The following is a 15,896-nucleotide window of genomic DNA, read 5'->3' on the forward strand; positions in this document are numbered from 1 at the left end:
ATGACACTCATTGAACATCTGGAAACGAATCTCGGTCCAATCGCTGAAGGATGGAAAGACGATTCGACCGTTGGTAACGCGCTGCGTGTCGTTCGCTTTCCGAACCAACCATTTCAAGGTGCTTCCACATTCGCGACTCTCGGACTGAGCGAATCCAAGGTTTCACTGCCCAACGGTAATCACTGCGGCCAAGAACTGCTGTTTGCGGCATGGGACCGCTATCAAGCGCCACATGTTGGTTCATTCCTGCTGACATTTGGCGCACAAGTGCGAAATCGACAGCGTGCGCTACTGCGAGGCGATGTAATCGGTCCAAGTGCGCCCCTTATACCTGGCGTCGCTGCGAATGCGATCTACGCATCTAACCCTGTCATCTATCCCGAGGAACTCGCTCGATACGATGACGATGGGAGCCCGACAGTATTCGTCTGGTTAGTTCCGTTGATGGAAGCAGAAGGCAGGTTCGCCAAGACACAGGGATGGAATCAGTTTGAGGATGCTCTTGAAAAGGCCAATCCCGACCTGCTTGATTTGGACCGGTCATCCGTCGTTCAAGGTGGATAAAGAATGTCCATCCTCGATACAAACGTGGTGGATATTGTTGCCCTTGATCCGAGCAAGGGAATCGCGCGCTTGATCATTTCTGACCATCTCGAATGGACCAACCCTGTAGACGAGCACCTGCTTCTCCTACAGGAAAAAATTAACAGATATCTTCGGTTCCTGGAGGGCGGTGAGTTAGAGCAGCATTATCCTGACGCGGAGCGGTGTAAGTGCGAAATCGAAATCGCGATGAAGTTTGAACCATCGTCCGAGGCATTGCACTTCATCGGAAAAGCTCGCGAGATAGTCCAGGGTGCTGGATTCGACTTGGTATATCAAGTCGGCTAGACCAATGGAAGCCGGTCGCACGTAGTTTGTCCAAACTGCAATCGCTCGCGGCAGGCCAATAAGCTTCGCCGCACGACAACCGTACCAATACGATGCTAGGGAAATGACGTCGACGGAAATGAAATCGAATTTTCAGGGACAGTCTGGACATCCCAATATCGTGGTTTCGATGCCGTCCGGCCCCGAGTTCGGAGCAAAGTCGATACTTTCTTACTTTGAAGACGCGGTGAGCCAAGGAACGGTTTTTCGGGCTGGCGAAACCGTCCAGGTGGGTTGGATGATGCTCATGCTCAAGTCGACGGAAGGCGGTGAATTGGACGTTTGGGAGCCTCGGTTCGGGGAGATTCCGATTGTTTGGGAACGCGGCGCAAGCAAGACGTACCGACAACTTATCGTCCAAAAAAGCGTGGCCGAACTGGTGGGTGCTGAACCAGCGTTTCCTTCTTTGCGGCAGTCCGGTGTCATATCCCCGGACTTTATGGCTTCAAAGGACTTTCAGATGTTCCGTGACCAGCCTACGGGTACCGATTCGGGATGGCTGTTCACCACAGAACAGAACGTCTCCAGCGATGGGCGCCTAGCCTCGTTGTTCGAAGTTGCGAGCAAGCGCCCGGAAATAATTCCCTTCCTCGCTTTGCCCGCCGCGTCATCCGTCGTGCTGAAGGACGGGCAAGTAAACATCAGCTATGGCAAAAAGGTAGTCGGATCAGATTCCAGCGACCTCTTGCGCCGACTGCCAGGACGACCGTAATGAATAACGACCTTAGAGTTCGATTGCTACTCGCTCTGCAATCGTCACTGCTCGGGCATATCACCGCGAATATTCGAGCGGTGACTTGCAGCGTGTCGGGAAACGACATAACAGTGGGCGTTGTGTTTGACGGCGAGATATCGGAAGAAGACGCAGAAACAATGGAGGAAGTTGGATCTGAGTTGGCATCGCACTTTGATCGTGAGTCGGTCAATGTGCAATGTCTGCGAGTCGATGCACCTGGTCCGCTTCGAAGCAAAACGCTGGAACTATGGGCATACAAGCGAAAAGAATGACCGCACAAAGGAAGCTCGAGAACCACATCCAGGCGTTGGCATTGACGGGTGCGCTTGCGTTCGCCACAGGCTGTACGCCAGCTCACTATGTCACGACGGAGAAGCCCGATTACGATCCGGCAACCTCTTCCCGCGTGCGGATCCAGTCGGGCAATGACCTGCAGGCAGCGTCACTCAGGGCCGGCGCCTGCTACACGAATGCGTGGCAGACCGACCCGCAGCGCGTCAGCGTCGATGACGGTTTCTGGGCGCGCTACAGGTACTCGTCGCGCAGCGTGGTGATCGGCATGCCGCAAAGTCCCCGACCGTGGATGCGCACGGATGGCCTGCATTTCAAGGACCTGATCCGCGAATACGTTGTTCCAGCCGGGCAACCGATCACGCTGTCGATGAGTACAGCCGGGGATGTCGGCAGCGGTCGGTACGGCGGCTATTCGTGGTCCTGCAAGCCGTCCGCGATGACCTTCACGCCGGTCGCCGGGCAGGACTATGACGTTTTCCTGAGCGTCGATGAAAGCTCAAGGCACGCCCGGTACTGTTCAGTCTCGGTTCATCGCATCGATGGCAACGGTCTGGATGAACCCGTGGCGCTGCGCACAGCGCCGAAGTGCCCAGAGGATGCATCGGCTGTCACCAGAAGCTCTTCCCATAACTGAACGATCAGCGTTCACCTGAAAACTACGGGGTAAGTCAGCACCAGCGGGAAGCCGTCACGGCCTCGCTGGTCGATCAAAATTCAATGAATCCGAAGTCGAGAATAACAACGATACGTTCAGGTATCCTGACGTTATCATTACTGGCCGCAGGTGTGACAGCCCAGGCGGACGCCTGGGCGCAATCAACACCACCGACGCCCGCCGACAAGGCGGCAGCAGGGAAAGCAGACGCCGAACAGAACCAGCAGGTCCAGCAGCAGCGCGACGCGCTGCAACGCGCACAGACCGTCAATGCGCCATCGGTCCGCTCGACCGTGCCACGCGATGGCACCTGGCCAAACCTGCCGGCCGAAACGCCGTGCTTTCGCATCGATACGTTCGCGCTGGACGTGCCGGCCACACTGCCCGACGCGGTCCGCAGGCAGGGCGCCTCCGCACTGCCGCTCGACCGTTTCGCGTTTGCGCGCGCGTGGCTCGACCACTACCGGGGCCAGTGTATCGGCAAGGCCGGACTCGACACGCTCACGAAGGGGCTGCAACAGGTGATACTCTCGCGCGGCTATGTGACGACGCGCGTGCTGCTGCCCGAGCAGGACCTCTCGACGGGCACGCTGCACGTCGCGCTCGTGCCCGGCGTCGTGCGGCATCTGCGCTTCGCCGATCCGGACACGCGCGGCACATGGAAGTCGGCCTTTCCCGCCCGCGACGGTGACCTGCTGAACCTGCGCGATCTCGAGCAGGGGCTGGAACAGATGAAGCGCGTTGCCAGTCAGGATGTCGACATGCAGATTGCGCCGACGGACATGCCCGGCGAGAGCGATGTCGTGATTACGGTGAAGCGCGCGAAGCCCTGGAGCGTGGTCGCATCGGTCGATAACTCGGGCAGTCGCGCGACGGGCAAGCTGCAGGGCAACCTCTCCGTCGGCCTCGACAATCCGCTCGGGCTGAACGACGTGCTGGCGCTCGGCGCCAGCCAGGACCTCGAGTTCGGCGACCACAGGCTCGGTTCGCACGGCTTCAACGGGTCGTATTCGGTGCCGTGGGGCTACTGGAGTGCGACGGTGTCGGGTAACACGAACACGTATTCACAGCAGATCGCCGGCGTGAACCAGACGTTCGTATCGAGTGGCAACGCGCAGACGGCCGCGCTGCGGCTCGCGCGCGTGCTCTCGCGCAGCCAGAACGACGTGTTCGGCGTCGAGTTCCAGCTCACGAAGCGCTTCGGCGCGAGCTTCATCGACGACACCGAGATCACGCAGCAGCATCGCAACAACACGTTCATCGAGGCGGGCCTGACCGACCGGCACTACTTCGGCACGGCGCAGTTCGACGGCACGCTCGCGTACCGCCAGGGCATCGGCGACCTCGGCGCGACCCCCGACCCGTATCCGACCGGACCGACGTACCGCTATCATATGGCCGTACTCGACGCGAACCTGGCGGTGCCGTTCGCGGTCGCCTCGCAGCATTTCCGCTACGTGACAACGGTGCACGGCCAGTTCACGAACGACACGCTGTTCTACATCGACGATCTCACCATCGGCAGCCGCTACACGGTGCGCGGCTTTGACGGTGAAACGATGCTCGCGGCGGAGAAAGGCTTTTACTGGCGCAACGAACTGCAGATGCAAATCGGGCAGACCGGGCAGGCGCTCTATGCAGGCGTCGACTACGGCCGCGTGTTCGGGCCGAACACGGCGTTTCTGGCAGGTACGCAGCTCGCGGGGGCGGTGATCGGCGTGCGGGGCAGCGTACCGACGCGCGTGGGTGGCTTCGCGTACGACCTGTTCGCCGGCACCCCGCTCTACAAACCGGCTGGCTTTCCGACCGCGCGCGTGACGCTCGGTTTCCAGCTGACCGCCCAGTTCTGACCAGCCATGCCCCATCCGCAGCAGGTCTCACGAACGCCCGGCCCGACACGCGGGGTTGCCGGTGCCACCCGTCCGACGGTGGCTGACGGTCCGGGTCCGGACAACGGAGAGGCGCTTGTCCGCTTCCTGCAGGCGCACGTCGCGAGGCTCATGTCGTGCGACGCCGATCCGGTGCCACCGTGTCCCCGATGCCGTGGCACCCGCATCCTCAAGAAGGGCTATGCGCGCCTGCGCACCGGTCCCCTGCCGACCTACCGGTGCGAACAGTGCGGCCATTGCTTCAGCCGTCTGAGCGGGACGCCCCTGTCGAAGCGGCCCGTCCGGCAACAGGCCGGGGAGCTGATCGCGCTGCTGCCACAGGAGATAAGCTGCGCGGAAGCCGCGCGGCAGCTCGGCGTGATGGAACATACCGTGCTCGAAACGGTGCGGCTCGTGCGCCGCTGGCTGCTCGAACTCGATGCCAGCGGCCACTACGAACCGGGCGTCCGGCTGGGCGGGCGGTTCACCGCCGCGCAGCCCGTGACCCCGCGTTTGCCTGACGTCGGCATCGCGCGCGAGGACCGGGGCCTGTCGGCCACGCTAACGAGCGACTTCGACGAGATCCATTCTCCGCGTCACGACCCGCTGCCGGCCTGTCCCGCCTGCGGCGGCTGTCACATCCGGCGCAAGGGCACAGTCAGCGGCCTGCCGCGTTTCCGGTGCCCGGCATGTGGTGTGCAGTTCAACCGCCGCACGGGGACACCGTTCACCCGGAACCGCGATGCCGCGCGGCAGCGCGAACTGATCCGCTATCTGGGCCTGCCACTGCCGCTTGCCCAGCTCGCGGACATGATCGACACCGACCCGGCCATTACGGCCCGGCTCGTTGACGAGTTTCGCACGCGCTGCGCGCAGCTTGATCCGTCAGGGCGACTGGCTTCGCGCATCCGTGCCTGCGTGCGGCCCGCAACGGACACGCCCTGTGTCTGGTGCGGCGCCTGCGGCCGGCTCATCTCGATGCGCCGGCAACTCATCGAGCGCGACGGCTTGCTGCACGCCGGCCCCTGGCAGGGTGTCGACGACGCGCCTGCCGCTGTGGCCTGACGTGATGGTCGCTGCCTGCCGCGCTTCGCTGCCGGCCCTGTCTGCTACCATCGTTCCGCTTTCGTCACCTGTTTCCAGCATGTCCCGTTCGTCTTTCCGTTCCGCGTCCCGCAGGACCAGCAGAAAACCCCGCACACGCGAACAGCTGCTGCCGCTGCCCGCGTCAAAGGTCCGCGCGCTTTCGCTCGAGCACCACCTCGCGCTCACGGCGCTGCGGGGCGGCCACGGCAGCGTCGAGCAGATGAGCGTGCTGCTCAAGGTGGTCTACCTCGTGTACTTCATGGCGCAGGCCGTCCATGATCCGGTCGATCCCGGGCTGCTGCGCACGGCGGAAGCCGCGCTCCAGTGCTGCGGCCTGCGCGGACATCATCAGGGATGCTGGACGCTGTCCGAAGCCGATCATGACGTACTGGCGCAGGTGCTCACGCTGCATGACGGACAGCTCGGCGCGCTGCCTTCCTTCCGGTATGCCGACGGTTGGGCGCGCATCCACGCCTTCCTCGCGAGCGACGCGCAGTCGCCGCTGCCGGACCCTGCGGACGCGTAGCGTGCAAACGCCCGTTACGAACCGGACCGCGACGGGCCGCCGGGCCCGGCCGGCGCGGCGAACGTTGCGTCGACAAACGTGCGCAACTGCGACAGGTCCGTTTTTGCATACGCGGCCGTGGTCTGCACCGACGCATGACCGAGCAGCGCCTGCGCGGCTGGCAGCGGGACCTGGTGATCGACGACGAGCGCGCGGGCATAGCCGTGCCGCAGCCAGTGCGGCGACGCCTGGCGCAGGCGCGCCGCGCCCGCGTGATCCGTTTTCGCGAGGCGATCGGCGGCCGCCACGAAGATCGCCTTGACCTCGTCGTAGAGGCCCGAACCCTTGAGGGAGCCGCCCTTGAGGCCGTGGATCAGCGCGGCCTGTTCGAAGGGCGGCGGCTGTGGTGGCAGGCCCCGCAGCTGCCGGTAGGTCCGCAGCACCGGCACGCAGACGGCCGGCAGCGGAATCGCGCGGGGCTTGCGCCCCTTGCCGAGCACGTGCAGCGTCCACTGCTCGTGAGTGCCGATAGGGTCGACGTCAAGCTTCGGCAGATGCGCGTCATCGGACCACACCAGCTCGACCAGCCGCACGCCCGCGTAGCGGTACAGCGTCCAGATCGCGCGGCGTCGCGCCGCGACCAGCGCGTCTTCGCCCGGACTGGTCTCGGCGACCCACGCGTCGCACGCGGCGAGCAGCGCTGGCGGCAGCATACGCTGTGGCACGAAGCCCGCACGCGAACGGCCGCCACGCACGAGGCCCGCAGCGGGATTCGCGGTGAGAAAGCCGGTCTCGGTCCAGTAGCGGAACAGGCTGGCGATGACGGCGAGCGCGCGCGATTGCGTGGCTTCGGATACCTTACGGTGAGCATCGGCGGGTGCGTCTTGCGCCGGCTGGCGCAGCGCCTGCCGGTACGCGAGCAGGTCATGCCGCGTGAGATCCGACAAGGGGCCAAGCTGGCGGGTGTCGCACCACGCCACGAGCCGGCGCAATTCGGCGCGGTACGCGCGTAGCGTATGGGGTGAGCGGCTCGCGCGATCACGCAGGAACAGCGCCACGGCCTGGGCGTCGTCGCCGACGCCGAGCGTGTTGGTCGCACTCGTCACGGCCGCGAACCGGCCGGCGCGGGCCAGCCAGGCAACCAGCGGCCGGGAGAGGGTTGGCGGTGCCGCCGGCTCCCGTTCCGGCTCACCCGTCGACACCGGCACCACGGCGTCGGACGCATGCCTGAAACGCCGGCGATGCGTATGCAGCACGCGTTGCAGGACCACCTGCGGTGTCGGCGCATCGTCACCGGCGACGGTCCGCACGCGGCCCCGGTCCCAGTATTCGATGGCGGCCGGATGATCGAGCAGCAGGCGCATGACAGCCGGATGTGCGGTCTTCGCATCGGCCAGCGATGGATGCCGGCGCCGGATCGCGGCCAGCGTCCAGCGCGTGTAGACCACGTGACCCAGGGCGTCGGCGATGTACGCGAGCGCGGCCTCCATCTCGCCGGGCAGTCGCCGCGGCGGGATGACGCCATCGTCAATCCAGTCCGAGGGATCGGGTGCGGCGCTCATGACTTTTTCGTGCGGGAGGTGCCGCCGCCCCGGGCTGGGGTCCGCGTGCGCTTCGCCGTGGCCAGACCCGGCGACGCCGCCGGCGCACGCCGGGGCGCTTCAAGCGCCGACACGATGCGCATCAGTTCACTGAGTTGCGCGTGCTGGCTGGCGTTGACGGCCTTCAGCGCGAGGGCTTCGCCGACCGCTTGCTGGCGGGTCTCGCGTTCCTGTAGAAGCTCGCCGTCAAGCCGGTCGCGTTCGGCTTCGAGCGCGGCGACGCGCCGCTCGGCGAACTTCAGCTGCGAGGCAGACTGCGCATGCTCCTTCTTCAGGGCCTCGCGCTGGTGGGCGGTTTCCTGCAGCAGTTGCCTCGAGAGTGCCTCGTAGCGGTGCTGGGCCTCGTCGAGTGCTTCCCGGTGCGCGTGTTCCTGTGCGGTGCGCCCGGCCGCGGTGGCGTCGAGCTGCGCCTGCTGTTCCTGTGCCGACGCGTCCAGCGCGGCACACCGGTCCTTCAGCACGCCATGCTGCGCACGCAGGTCGGCGAGTTCGGCGTCGCGTGCGGCCACGGCGGCCCGCAGTTCGGTGAGTTCCTGCCGCAGCAGCTCGACACGCAGCTCCGCATCGGTGCGCGCCGCGTCGGCCGCGGCGATGGCCTGCTGCGCGTCAGCCTTCAGGTGCATGACGTCGTCGAGCTGCACCGTGACGGCTGCCTGCCAGAGCGCGCGCATCTGTTCGGCGATGTCGGGCGGGATGCCGGGGATCGCGATCTCGGCGAGGCCCGTACGCACGACCTCGGCCTCGATCGCGTTCAGCGCCCGCGCGAGCGTGGCGGGATCGCCCGCGCCGAGCCGCGCGCGGAGTTTGCGCACCGAGACGAGTTGCCGGAAGCGCGTGCCCGTGGCGGGGGTCGCGTCGCCGGCCTCGGCCAGCATCGCCAGCACGGTCGAGCGGATCTGGTCGGGGGTGGCGGCGGCTGGACGGGACATGGCGGCTCCTGGCAAGGACTTTCAGGCCCATTATTCCATACATTACTAACGATAGAAAATCCCCTAGATTGTGGAAATATGGACGCAAAGCAGGATAATTCCTATTATCGCGGCCAAACAGACGCCAATGAGCCGGTCAGCACCCAGGTCCGCCGGACAGGCGCCGCCAGCCCGGTCTTCATGTGACACGGAAAGACCAGACAGCAACTCTTTGATTTTATTGCATATTAATACAGGGGCAGACCGGAAACCCTTGTCGCACCTAGATCAGGCTACCGTCGTAATCTGCACGAAAATCACGGGGATACCAGACCTCGATGTAGCGGCCGATCAGCCGGCGGGTCGCCGGCGTGTCCTTCAGCAGCCAGATCACGCGATCGTTCAGCACGGTCAGAGAACGTGATACCTTGCGGCGGACCCGCCACGTCAGGATCGCGTCCAGATTCTCGTCGGTGCGCAGCGGCCGGTGCGCATCGAACGTGCTTCTGGGCGGCTTTGCAAAGCGCGCGTTATAGGCCGCCATGAAGGCGGGCGCCCAGGCGTTGGCGGCCTCGATGGTGCTGATGCCGCGCAGCCGCAGCTCCTTCACCAGGCGATCCTGCAGCGTGAGGTGGGCGCGCTCCACGCGTCCCTTGGCGGGGCTTGAGTTCGCGCAGAAGGTGTCGATGTTCAGCTCGTACATCGCCCGGCCGAACTGCGTGACACCTTTGCCTGCTGTCTCCGCGCGGCGCTTCACGTAAAAGACGCTCGCCTTGTCGCTGTAGAACGCCACGGGCTTGCCATGGCGCTCCAGATACGCGCGCGTGGCCTCGAAATAGCTGAACGTCGATTCGGTCGGCGTGAAGTGCAGCGTCATCAGCCGGCTCGTCGCATCGTCGACATACACCAGCAGGGTGCAGGCCGGCGCGCGCTCCTCGAACCAGCGGTGGTCGCTGCCGTCGATCTGGATGAGCTCGCCGAAACACGCGCGCCGGGCACGTGGCTGATGGATTCCCGGCGGGCGCTGTTTGCGCGGCACCCAGAGTCCGGCGTCCGTCATCAGGTGCCGCACGGTTTCCTTCGACAGCACGAGGCCATGGCATTCGCGCAGCTTCTCGCAGGCCAGCGTCGGCCCAAAATCAGCGTAGCGCTCGCGAATGGTGGTCAGCGCACGCAGCGCCAGGCCTTCATCGAGCTTCCGGTTGCCAGGCGCCTTGCGCTTGCGTGAGGCCAGTCCTGCCGCGCCGGATTCACGATACCGCGCCACCAGCCGTTCGACCTGACGCACCGTCAGGCCAAGTCGCTCGGCGGCACGCCCGGGCTTGAGCCCGAGGTCCACCACGGCCTGGATCACCTTCAGACGGTCGAGTTCGCGCATGCTCAATGTCACCAGTGCGGCCGGGCTCATAACTGGCTCCTGCGATCACGCAGCAAACTGCCAGCTTGCCAGCCACGGTAAAACGCGACATTTCTATCTTGCTAGAACACGACATTCTCATATTGCTTCTACACATGTCAAAGCCCGCCAGCGGTTTTTATGTCAAGTCTCACCGCGCTCGCCCTCCCCGGCGTCATCGGCTATGCCCGCTTATCCGGGCATACCTGACCTTCAGGTATGCTGCCGGTTAGCGACCCGTTTCGGTCCTTCGTTGCATTTGCGTGTCTATCCGCTCTGCAAACCGAAACGAACTTAGCGCAGCGATCGGCTGCGTGAGCCTGAAGGAATGCGCTGCAAATGGCAACTGGAAAAAGGTACGACGTCTCGCTCATGCTTCCTTGAAGGTGAATTTCTGAGCAATGTATTTGGCTGAGTTTTCGATATAAGGGAACACGGTGCTCTCATTGATGTTCAACTCGTCCAGCTGTTTAATGACACTTCGCTTGTTCACCACAGCTATGCGCTGAACTGCTATTTCCGGAGTACCGCTCTCGTCCAGCGTGGCGTCGTGCCCGAAAAGCAGAAATGCACCCGATTGAAACGCAATCCGGTTATTAGTATGCTTGCCCTTCACGCATACGACGGAACGTAAGTGGCGAGGATCGATCCGCCCCTCGAAGAAGGGTTTCTCCTCCTTAATGAAGTGCAATAGCTGCTTGATAGCTTTCTGCCTATTGAACTTGCGCACGTCATTGCTGCTGTAGTCGATGTCGTCCTTCGAATTCTGCGGAAGCCGTGTCAAATTCGCGATGCAACTGGCCGTGTCCGAGTCGAAGTACTTAATTTGTGTTCGATCCATTGCGAAAACTACTACCTCACCATCATGGTCGAGGTTGCTCTTGCAGGCAAAGTACAGGGCAATTAGCGGGTTCGACGTGATGTCGAGCAAGCGTGTGGGAAGCGAATAGTGCTGCATCCGCACGAGCCGATCCAACGTGTAGATGTCGCCGTGGAAGTCCGCGGAATTAGAGACCAACAGTTCCCGGTACATCCTGTCTTCTGCGTCTTGATTGATGAAATTTCCTCGTTCGTCCTTCCGAAATATGGACGGTTCCAGTCGGTACTTGGTCCGGTTTGAATGCCCACGGTAGAACACCTCCCGGCCACCATGGTCTAGGCCCAATACGTTCTCGATGAATGTCCCAACGCTGTTGGCTTGGAACTCCGGTGCCGAGACAGGAGGTAAGTCGGTCTTATCGATCTTGGGACTTGCAGGAACGTTAGGTACCATTCCTGTGCCGTTCAGCACCTGGAAGAGATCTTCGTCCTTGATCGCCCAGTGCGTCCGGTTCAGCTCCCAATCGCGAATGTCGAGTGCAGCCTGAAGCGGCTTGATTTGCTCAAACGGAATGGGCGGAATTCTAGCGTCAAGCTCAGGCTCGACGAACAATAGCCGCCCGTCGTTGCGCAGCTTGACGCGCTTCAGCTTGCCCACTCTCATCGACTCGTCGGTGCCTTCGTAGGCAAATAGACAAGGCAGCTCTGTCAGCGCCTTAATCTGCAGTTCCTTCAACTCGCGGAAGCTAGCAGCAATTTCGTCGCTTGTGTATTCAAGGAACCGGCCTCGATCGTACTCGTAGCCAAGGCGGTCCCATGCGCCCTTCGTTGAAGTTACAAGAAAGTTAAACATGCAGTCGACAACACGATTGAGGTGGATCTGTATCGTACACGTTAGCCGATAATGTTGCCCACCATCCATGAGTCGCTACACGGGTAGCTGCTGGATTTAGTCGTGAACTCGGTCCGAGTGAACGCGAACTCTGCAAATCAGCAGGAAGCCTGCAACCTCGGCTCGAGGCTGGTTGCGCGAAGATGCCCATCCTTCTGCGCGGTGAGACTGATCGCTACAGTTCCTACCGAAGCTGAGGCCTAACGGGCGGCTGCACCCCGCTATCTGAACGTCTTCTCGGCGATTGCCGCGTAGACAAACATCGGTTGACGGTGCACTCCAATGTGCAGCCCATCGTCAGATGAGAAAATCTCGCGCCCAAGCACGAAAACATTCGTTGACGAGCGGCGCAATGTGCTTGAGCAGCACGACTATCACGACTCCGGTCGAGCAACCCGCCCTCGGGCGCGCTTGCGATGGCGCTGGCATCAAGTAGCGATGTCCGTTCGACGCATCGTCAAACACACCATCGGCCTCGCCGACCTTGACATCGCGCCTCCAATAGGCCGGCTCGCCAGACCGGCCGCGACCTTCCGACGCCGCCCCGCGCAGCGACTAGGCGCGTCTTCTTCATCAGAACCATAACTTCGAAACACATGGACGTGCGGCTCCGCAGGCTAAAAAACCTTTACAATTTCGAACTTTGACTTGCCATGTGCGATGTTATCATTGACAATAACATATATCCGATTGACGACGTGAATATTTCGATTGCACCTGCCTTATGCTCCCCTCATCTTCTGACCTCATTGAATTCGCGGAGGCAGCTATGGCAGCTGACTATGATCGTATCCGCCAAGTGGGCCGGAGGCTGTGTACAGAATTGGCCACGCAGGACACTGAAGGAGCTAGGTTACTGAAGCAGGTACTAGGACGAAAAGGTGTTCCCCTTCGTGCTGCCGGATATTCTGAGGCGCTGCCTGTTGATAATAAGTCTCGCCTTCCTTTGCTTGAGGTACACGAGACGCCGGATGTGCCGATCTTCCTCGACGAGCTCGGAAGATCAGCTTTCGAGGCATTTTTAGCCGACGCTACACATTTCGACAAATTGGTGGCGCAAGGCATTGCTTCGCGACTTGCCTTGATGCTTTCCGGCCCCCCGGGTACTGGCAAAACCCTCTTGGCAGGCCATATTGCCGCGCATCTCGGGCGCAAGTTTTATGTCGTGCGTCTGGATTCGGTTATCTCGTCGTTGCTCGGGGACACGGCGAAAAACATACGAAGTATTTTCGATTTCGTTGCCGGTAAGAACGCAGTCTTGTTCCTCGATGAACTCGATGCGATCGCTAAGATGCGCGACGACCGCAACGAACTCGGCGAGCTAAAGCGCGTCGTCAACACAGTAATTCAAGGAATCGACTCGCTCGAGCCAAGCGCGATCGTCATTGCTGCGACGAATCACGCCCAGATGCTGGATACCGCAATCTGGCGGCGCTTTCCCTATAAGATTTCGTTCGGTGCCCCTGAGTACGATTTGCGGCAAGCGTTGTGGTTTCACTTCCTTGGCGATGATCCCGCCTATGAAGTCGCGTCACGCATGTTGGCTCTTTTGTCAGAAGGGCTCAACGGCGCTGATATTCAACAATGTGCGCTTGCCGCCCGTCGCCTTGCGGCGCACAAGGATGAGCACGTTGATATGTGGGGCCTCGCGTGTTCACTCATGCACCGCCAGGCAGGTTCGTTCGCCAGCGGGACGGTTGCGCTGAACGATAAGCGACGTTTGATTGAGACGCTCGCGCAAGAGCACCGTGTCGCGCAAGCTGAAATAGCGCGATTTCTTGGCGTAACGCGCCAAGCCATTTCACCTTATTTGAAGCCTGCGGACAATGGCAACTGACGCTCGACCTGTTCTCAATCCGGTTTTGACACTCAAGGCGGACTCACGACCACGATCGGTTACCGGTGGAGGGCTCAATGAATCTCACATCCGCACGGAGCGGCTGGCACCACAACGCGCTCGACTGGCAAAGCAACTCCGGGATCTCGCAGATACGAACGTTTCTCTTCACGCCGGATTGATGCTCATCGTCATCGAGATGTTCGCCGATTCATACGCTCCGACTTATACACCGTCAGTCATATTCAACGACAGGCATAACGCGCAGCTCATCGCGCCGGTCCCTAGCGGCTATTTGGTTCAGCTCCGCCAGAATGCATGCCAAGATTTGGCGTCGTACATCGAATCGACAAACAGGGCCGAGGCGCGGGCGATTATTTCTCGAATCAAAAGCGTCGAAAGTATGTTTGTATCGCCCCTAGCTGGCGGGCAGGACTTCAACGCGCTGTGGAACGCCGCCGCAACGCGCGAAGACGGCCGAATTTTCACCGCATGGCTTGCCCCATTTTTCGATGTGATGGCGCGTGACAGCATCACGCAATTCATTAACGCATCGCAACGGGAAGGCCGAATTCGGCCACTACCCAATCTGATTTCGATAACGCGCGAGGCAGGGTCTAATGCGGACCAACTTCAGATCCAGACCGCAGCAACGTCGCTTAGCATCGCACGCAGCACGCGCGCGTATCGGCAAGCTCCGTTCACTCCGGTCGAATTTGTTGCGTCCGATGCAGAAGCGCTTCGTCAACTTGTCATAGCGGGCGCGGTTTTTCGCATCGATCCAGTCAGACCCGTTACGGCTGCCGTCGTTCCACGAGCGCCAGATCCGGAGCGGCCAGTACCGAACGAGCAATGGCAGCCGATCGTAGGCATCGTCGATGGAGGGCTATTTGCCCAGAGCTACGAGCCGATGGTTGCATGGCGGGCCCCTTCGCTCGTTGCTGACGTTGCCGCCAATCGCAAGCATGGTAATCAAATAACGTCGCTCGTCGTCCAAGGTAGTGCGTGGAATACTCACCTGTCTATCCCGGACTTAGTGTGTCGGGTTGGAATTGCGCAGTCTATCGCGCGAGAAGACGCCGCAGGCGCGACGTCCGAAGCGCTGGAAAGTTATCTGCGTGCGGTAATTGGCCGCCACTGCGGCGACACCAAGGTCTGGAACATGTCTTTCAGTGAGCCGGTCCATGGTGATCGTCCGCTTTTTATGAGCCGATTGGGACATCGGCTTCGCCAAATAGCCCGTGATTACGGTGTGCTGCCGGTGGTCGCCATCGGCAATCATGCACCGGAGAACTCGGCGAGGCTTTGCCCGCCAGCGGACTGTGAAGCAGCGTTGACCGTTGCAGGCCGACAATCCAATGCGGACGGCGAACCGGGCCTACCTTGCATCGTAAGCCTGCCTGGTCCGGGTCCCGAAGGACTCTTCAAGCCGGAGATCTCGTGGTTCTCCACGCTGAGAGGTCTTGGCGGTGAAATGTTGGTGGGATCGAGTTATGCCACCGCAATCACTTCGGCACTTGCTGCCCATACTTTCCACAATCTCAAAGAGCCAACGCCCGACTTAGTCCGAGCCCTTTTGATCGATGCCTCCGAGCGAGACTCCTTTGATCATCGACTTGGCTGGGGCACACCACATCAAGACCAACGACTCCCATGGGTCTGCGCGGAAGGGAGTGTAACGCTGGCTTGGACTGCTCACCTCGCGGCTGGTTTCTGGCACTATTGGGACGACATTCCGATCCCACCGGAATTTGTCAACGACGGCAAATTGCGAGGCCGCGTTGCCTTAACAGCAATCCTGAATCCTTTGGTATCGGAACTCGGTATGGCGAATTACTTCGCTACTCGCGTTCAGGTCGCCCTCCAATATTGGACGCCAGGCGGAAAAGTTGCGAATCTGGCGGGTAGCATGCGAGAGGATCAAGCGGCCGAACTGGAAGCACGTGCGTCGTTAGCCAAATGGAATCCAGTTCGCCATCACGTCAATTACGTAGCGCGCGGCCGTGCCTTCAGCGGCACCACGCTGCGCGTCTGCGCACGTATCTTTCCTCGCGACCTTTACCAGTTCGGATACGTACGAAATGAAGACGTGCCACCGAGCGAAGTTGCGTTTGTTCTTACGCTCAGTGCGCCGGAAGACTCACCCAATAGGGCGTCGATTTACAACTCGCTCGTCGCCCGTCTGGGAAATTACGTCGAGAGCGCTGTGAATGATATTGACATCGACATCGACCAATGAAAAAGAGTTCAGCGCGCAATTCAAGAGCGGAGCTATCCCGTTTCGTACATTCGTGGTTCGCAGGTGGCTGGCGTTTCATCCATCAATATGGCCGGCATGACGCGTTTAATGGGGCCGGGCCGAAAGCCCA

General features: G+C 61.3%; 13 protein-coding genes and 1 pseudogene. 10 read left to right on the top strand and 4 right to left on the bottom strand.

Features of this window, described 5'->3' with window-relative positions; all coding sequences use genetic code 11:
* The 8 genes from BPHY_RS40650 to BPHY_RS36265 all read left to right on the top strand — a co-directional run bounded on the left by BPHY_RS40650 (window position 1) and on the right by BPHY_RS36265 (window position 6,095).
* Window positions 1-564 (top strand): suppressor of fused domain protein, encoded by a 564-nt coding sequence (locus BPHY_RS40650; RefSeq protein WP_012406451.1) that lies wholly within the window; start codon window positions 1-3, stop codon window positions 562-564.
* A gap of 3 nt (window positions 565-567) precedes the next feature.
* Window positions 568-891 (top strand): DUF6572 domain-containing protein, encoded by a 324-nt coding sequence (locus BPHY_RS36240; RefSeq protein WP_012406452.1) that lies wholly within the window; start codon window positions 568-570, stop codon window positions 889-891.
* A 103-nt stretch (window positions 892-994) separates the two neighbouring features.
* A complete protein-coding gene (locus tag BPHY_RS36245) occupies window positions 995-1,642 on the top strand; it encodes an immunity protein Imm33 domain-containing protein (RefSeq protein ID WP_012406453.1) in 648 nt (215 codons plus the stop codon).
* A complete protein-coding gene (locus BPHY_RS40655) occupies window positions 1,642-1,938 on the top strand; it encodes a hypothetical protein (RefSeq protein WP_083775958.1) in 297 nt (98 codons plus the stop codon). Before BPHY_RS36245 ends, BPHY_RS40655 begins: the two co-directional genes overlap by 1 nt.
* The gene (locus BPHY_RS36250; protein WP_233445520.1) at window positions 1,914-2,594 is read left to right on the top strand and encodes a hypothetical protein; all 681 of its coding nucleotides are present in this window, start codon (window positions 1,914-1,916) and stop codon (window positions 2,592-2,594) included. The genes BPHY_RS40655 and BPHY_RS36250 overlap by 25 nt, the downstream gene beginning before the upstream one ends.
* An 83-nt stretch (window positions 2,595-2,677) precedes the next feature.
* A complete protein-coding gene (locus tag BPHY_RS36255) occupies window positions 2,678-4,465 on the top strand; it encodes a ShlB/FhaC/HecB family hemolysin secretion/activation protein (protein ID WP_012406455.1) in 1,788 nt (595 codons plus the stop codon).
* Between the two features lie 150 nt (window positions 4,466-4,615).
* Window positions 4,616-5,548 carry a DUF746 domain-containing protein gene (locus BPHY_RS36260; RefSeq protein ID WP_233445519.1) on the top strand — a complete coding sequence of 311 codons (933 nt, stop codon included), beginning with the start codon at window positions 4,616-4,618 and terminating at the stop codon, window positions 5,546-5,548.
* Window positions 5,517-6,095 (top strand): hypothetical protein, encoded by a 579-nt coding sequence (locus BPHY_RS36265; RefSeq protein ID WP_146174489.1) that lies wholly within the window; start codon window positions 5,517-5,519, stop codon window positions 6,093-6,095. The genes BPHY_RS36260 and BPHY_RS36265 overlap by 32 nt, the downstream gene beginning before the upstream one ends.
* Before the next feature lie 14 nt (window positions 6,096-6,109).
* Here the strand turns inward: BPHY_RS36265 and BPHY_RS36270 are convergent, their stop codons facing one another.
* From BPHY_RS36270 to BPHY_RS36285, 4 genes and pseudogenes are all read right to left on the bottom strand, one after another.
* The gene (locus tag BPHY_RS36270; protein ID WP_012406458.1) at window positions 6,110-7,636 is read right to left on the bottom strand and encodes a tyrosine-type recombinase/integrase; all 1,527 of its coding nucleotides are present in this window, start codon (window positions 7,634-7,636) and stop codon (window positions 6,110-6,112) included.
* The gene (locus BPHY_RS36275; RefSeq protein WP_012406459.1) at window positions 7,633-8,604 is read right to left on the bottom strand and encodes a DNA-binding protein; all 972 of its coding nucleotides are present in this window, start codon (window positions 8,602-8,604) and stop codon (window positions 7,633-7,635) included. The genes BPHY_RS36270 and BPHY_RS36275 overlap by 4 nt, the downstream gene beginning before the upstream one ends.
* A gap of 283 nt (window positions 8,605-8,887) precedes the next feature.
* Window positions 8,888-9,991: pseudogene (locus BPHY_RS36280) on the bottom strand (ISNCY family transposase); the annotation flags it as partial.
* Between the two features lie 358 nt (window positions 9,992-10,349).
* Window positions 10,350-11,651: an FRG domain-containing protein gene (locus BPHY_RS36285; protein ID WP_012406461.1), complete on the bottom strand. Its 1,302-nt coding sequence runs from the start codon at window positions 11,649-11,651 to the stop codon at window positions 10,350-10,352.
* Window positions 11,652-12,459: 808 nt separating this feature from the next.
* On the opposite strand from BPHY_RS36285, the gene BPHY_RS36290 reads away from it, so the two are divergent.
* Both BPHY_RS36290 and BPHY_RS36295 read left to right on the top strand, forming a co-directional pair.
* Window positions 12,460-13,527 carry an AAA family ATPase gene (locus tag BPHY_RS36290; RefSeq protein ID WP_012406462.1) on the top strand — a complete coding sequence of 356 codons (1,068 nt, stop codon included), beginning with the start codon at window positions 12,460-12,462 and terminating at the stop codon, window positions 13,525-13,527.
* A 181-nt stretch (window positions 13,528-13,708) separates the two neighbouring features.
* A complete protein-coding gene (locus BPHY_RS36295) occupies window positions 13,709-15,766 on the top strand; it encodes a S8 family peptidase (RefSeq protein ID WP_233445512.1) in 2,058 nt (685 codons plus the stop codon).
* The last annotated feature ends 130 nt before the right edge of the window (window positions 15,767-15,896 follow it).

Source organism: Paraburkholderia phymatum STM815 (assembly GCF_000020045.1).
In the GTDB taxonomy this organism is placed as follows: domain Bacteria; phylum Pseudomonadota; class Gammaproteobacteria; order Burkholderiales; family Burkholderiaceae; genus Paraburkholderia; species Paraburkholderia phymatum.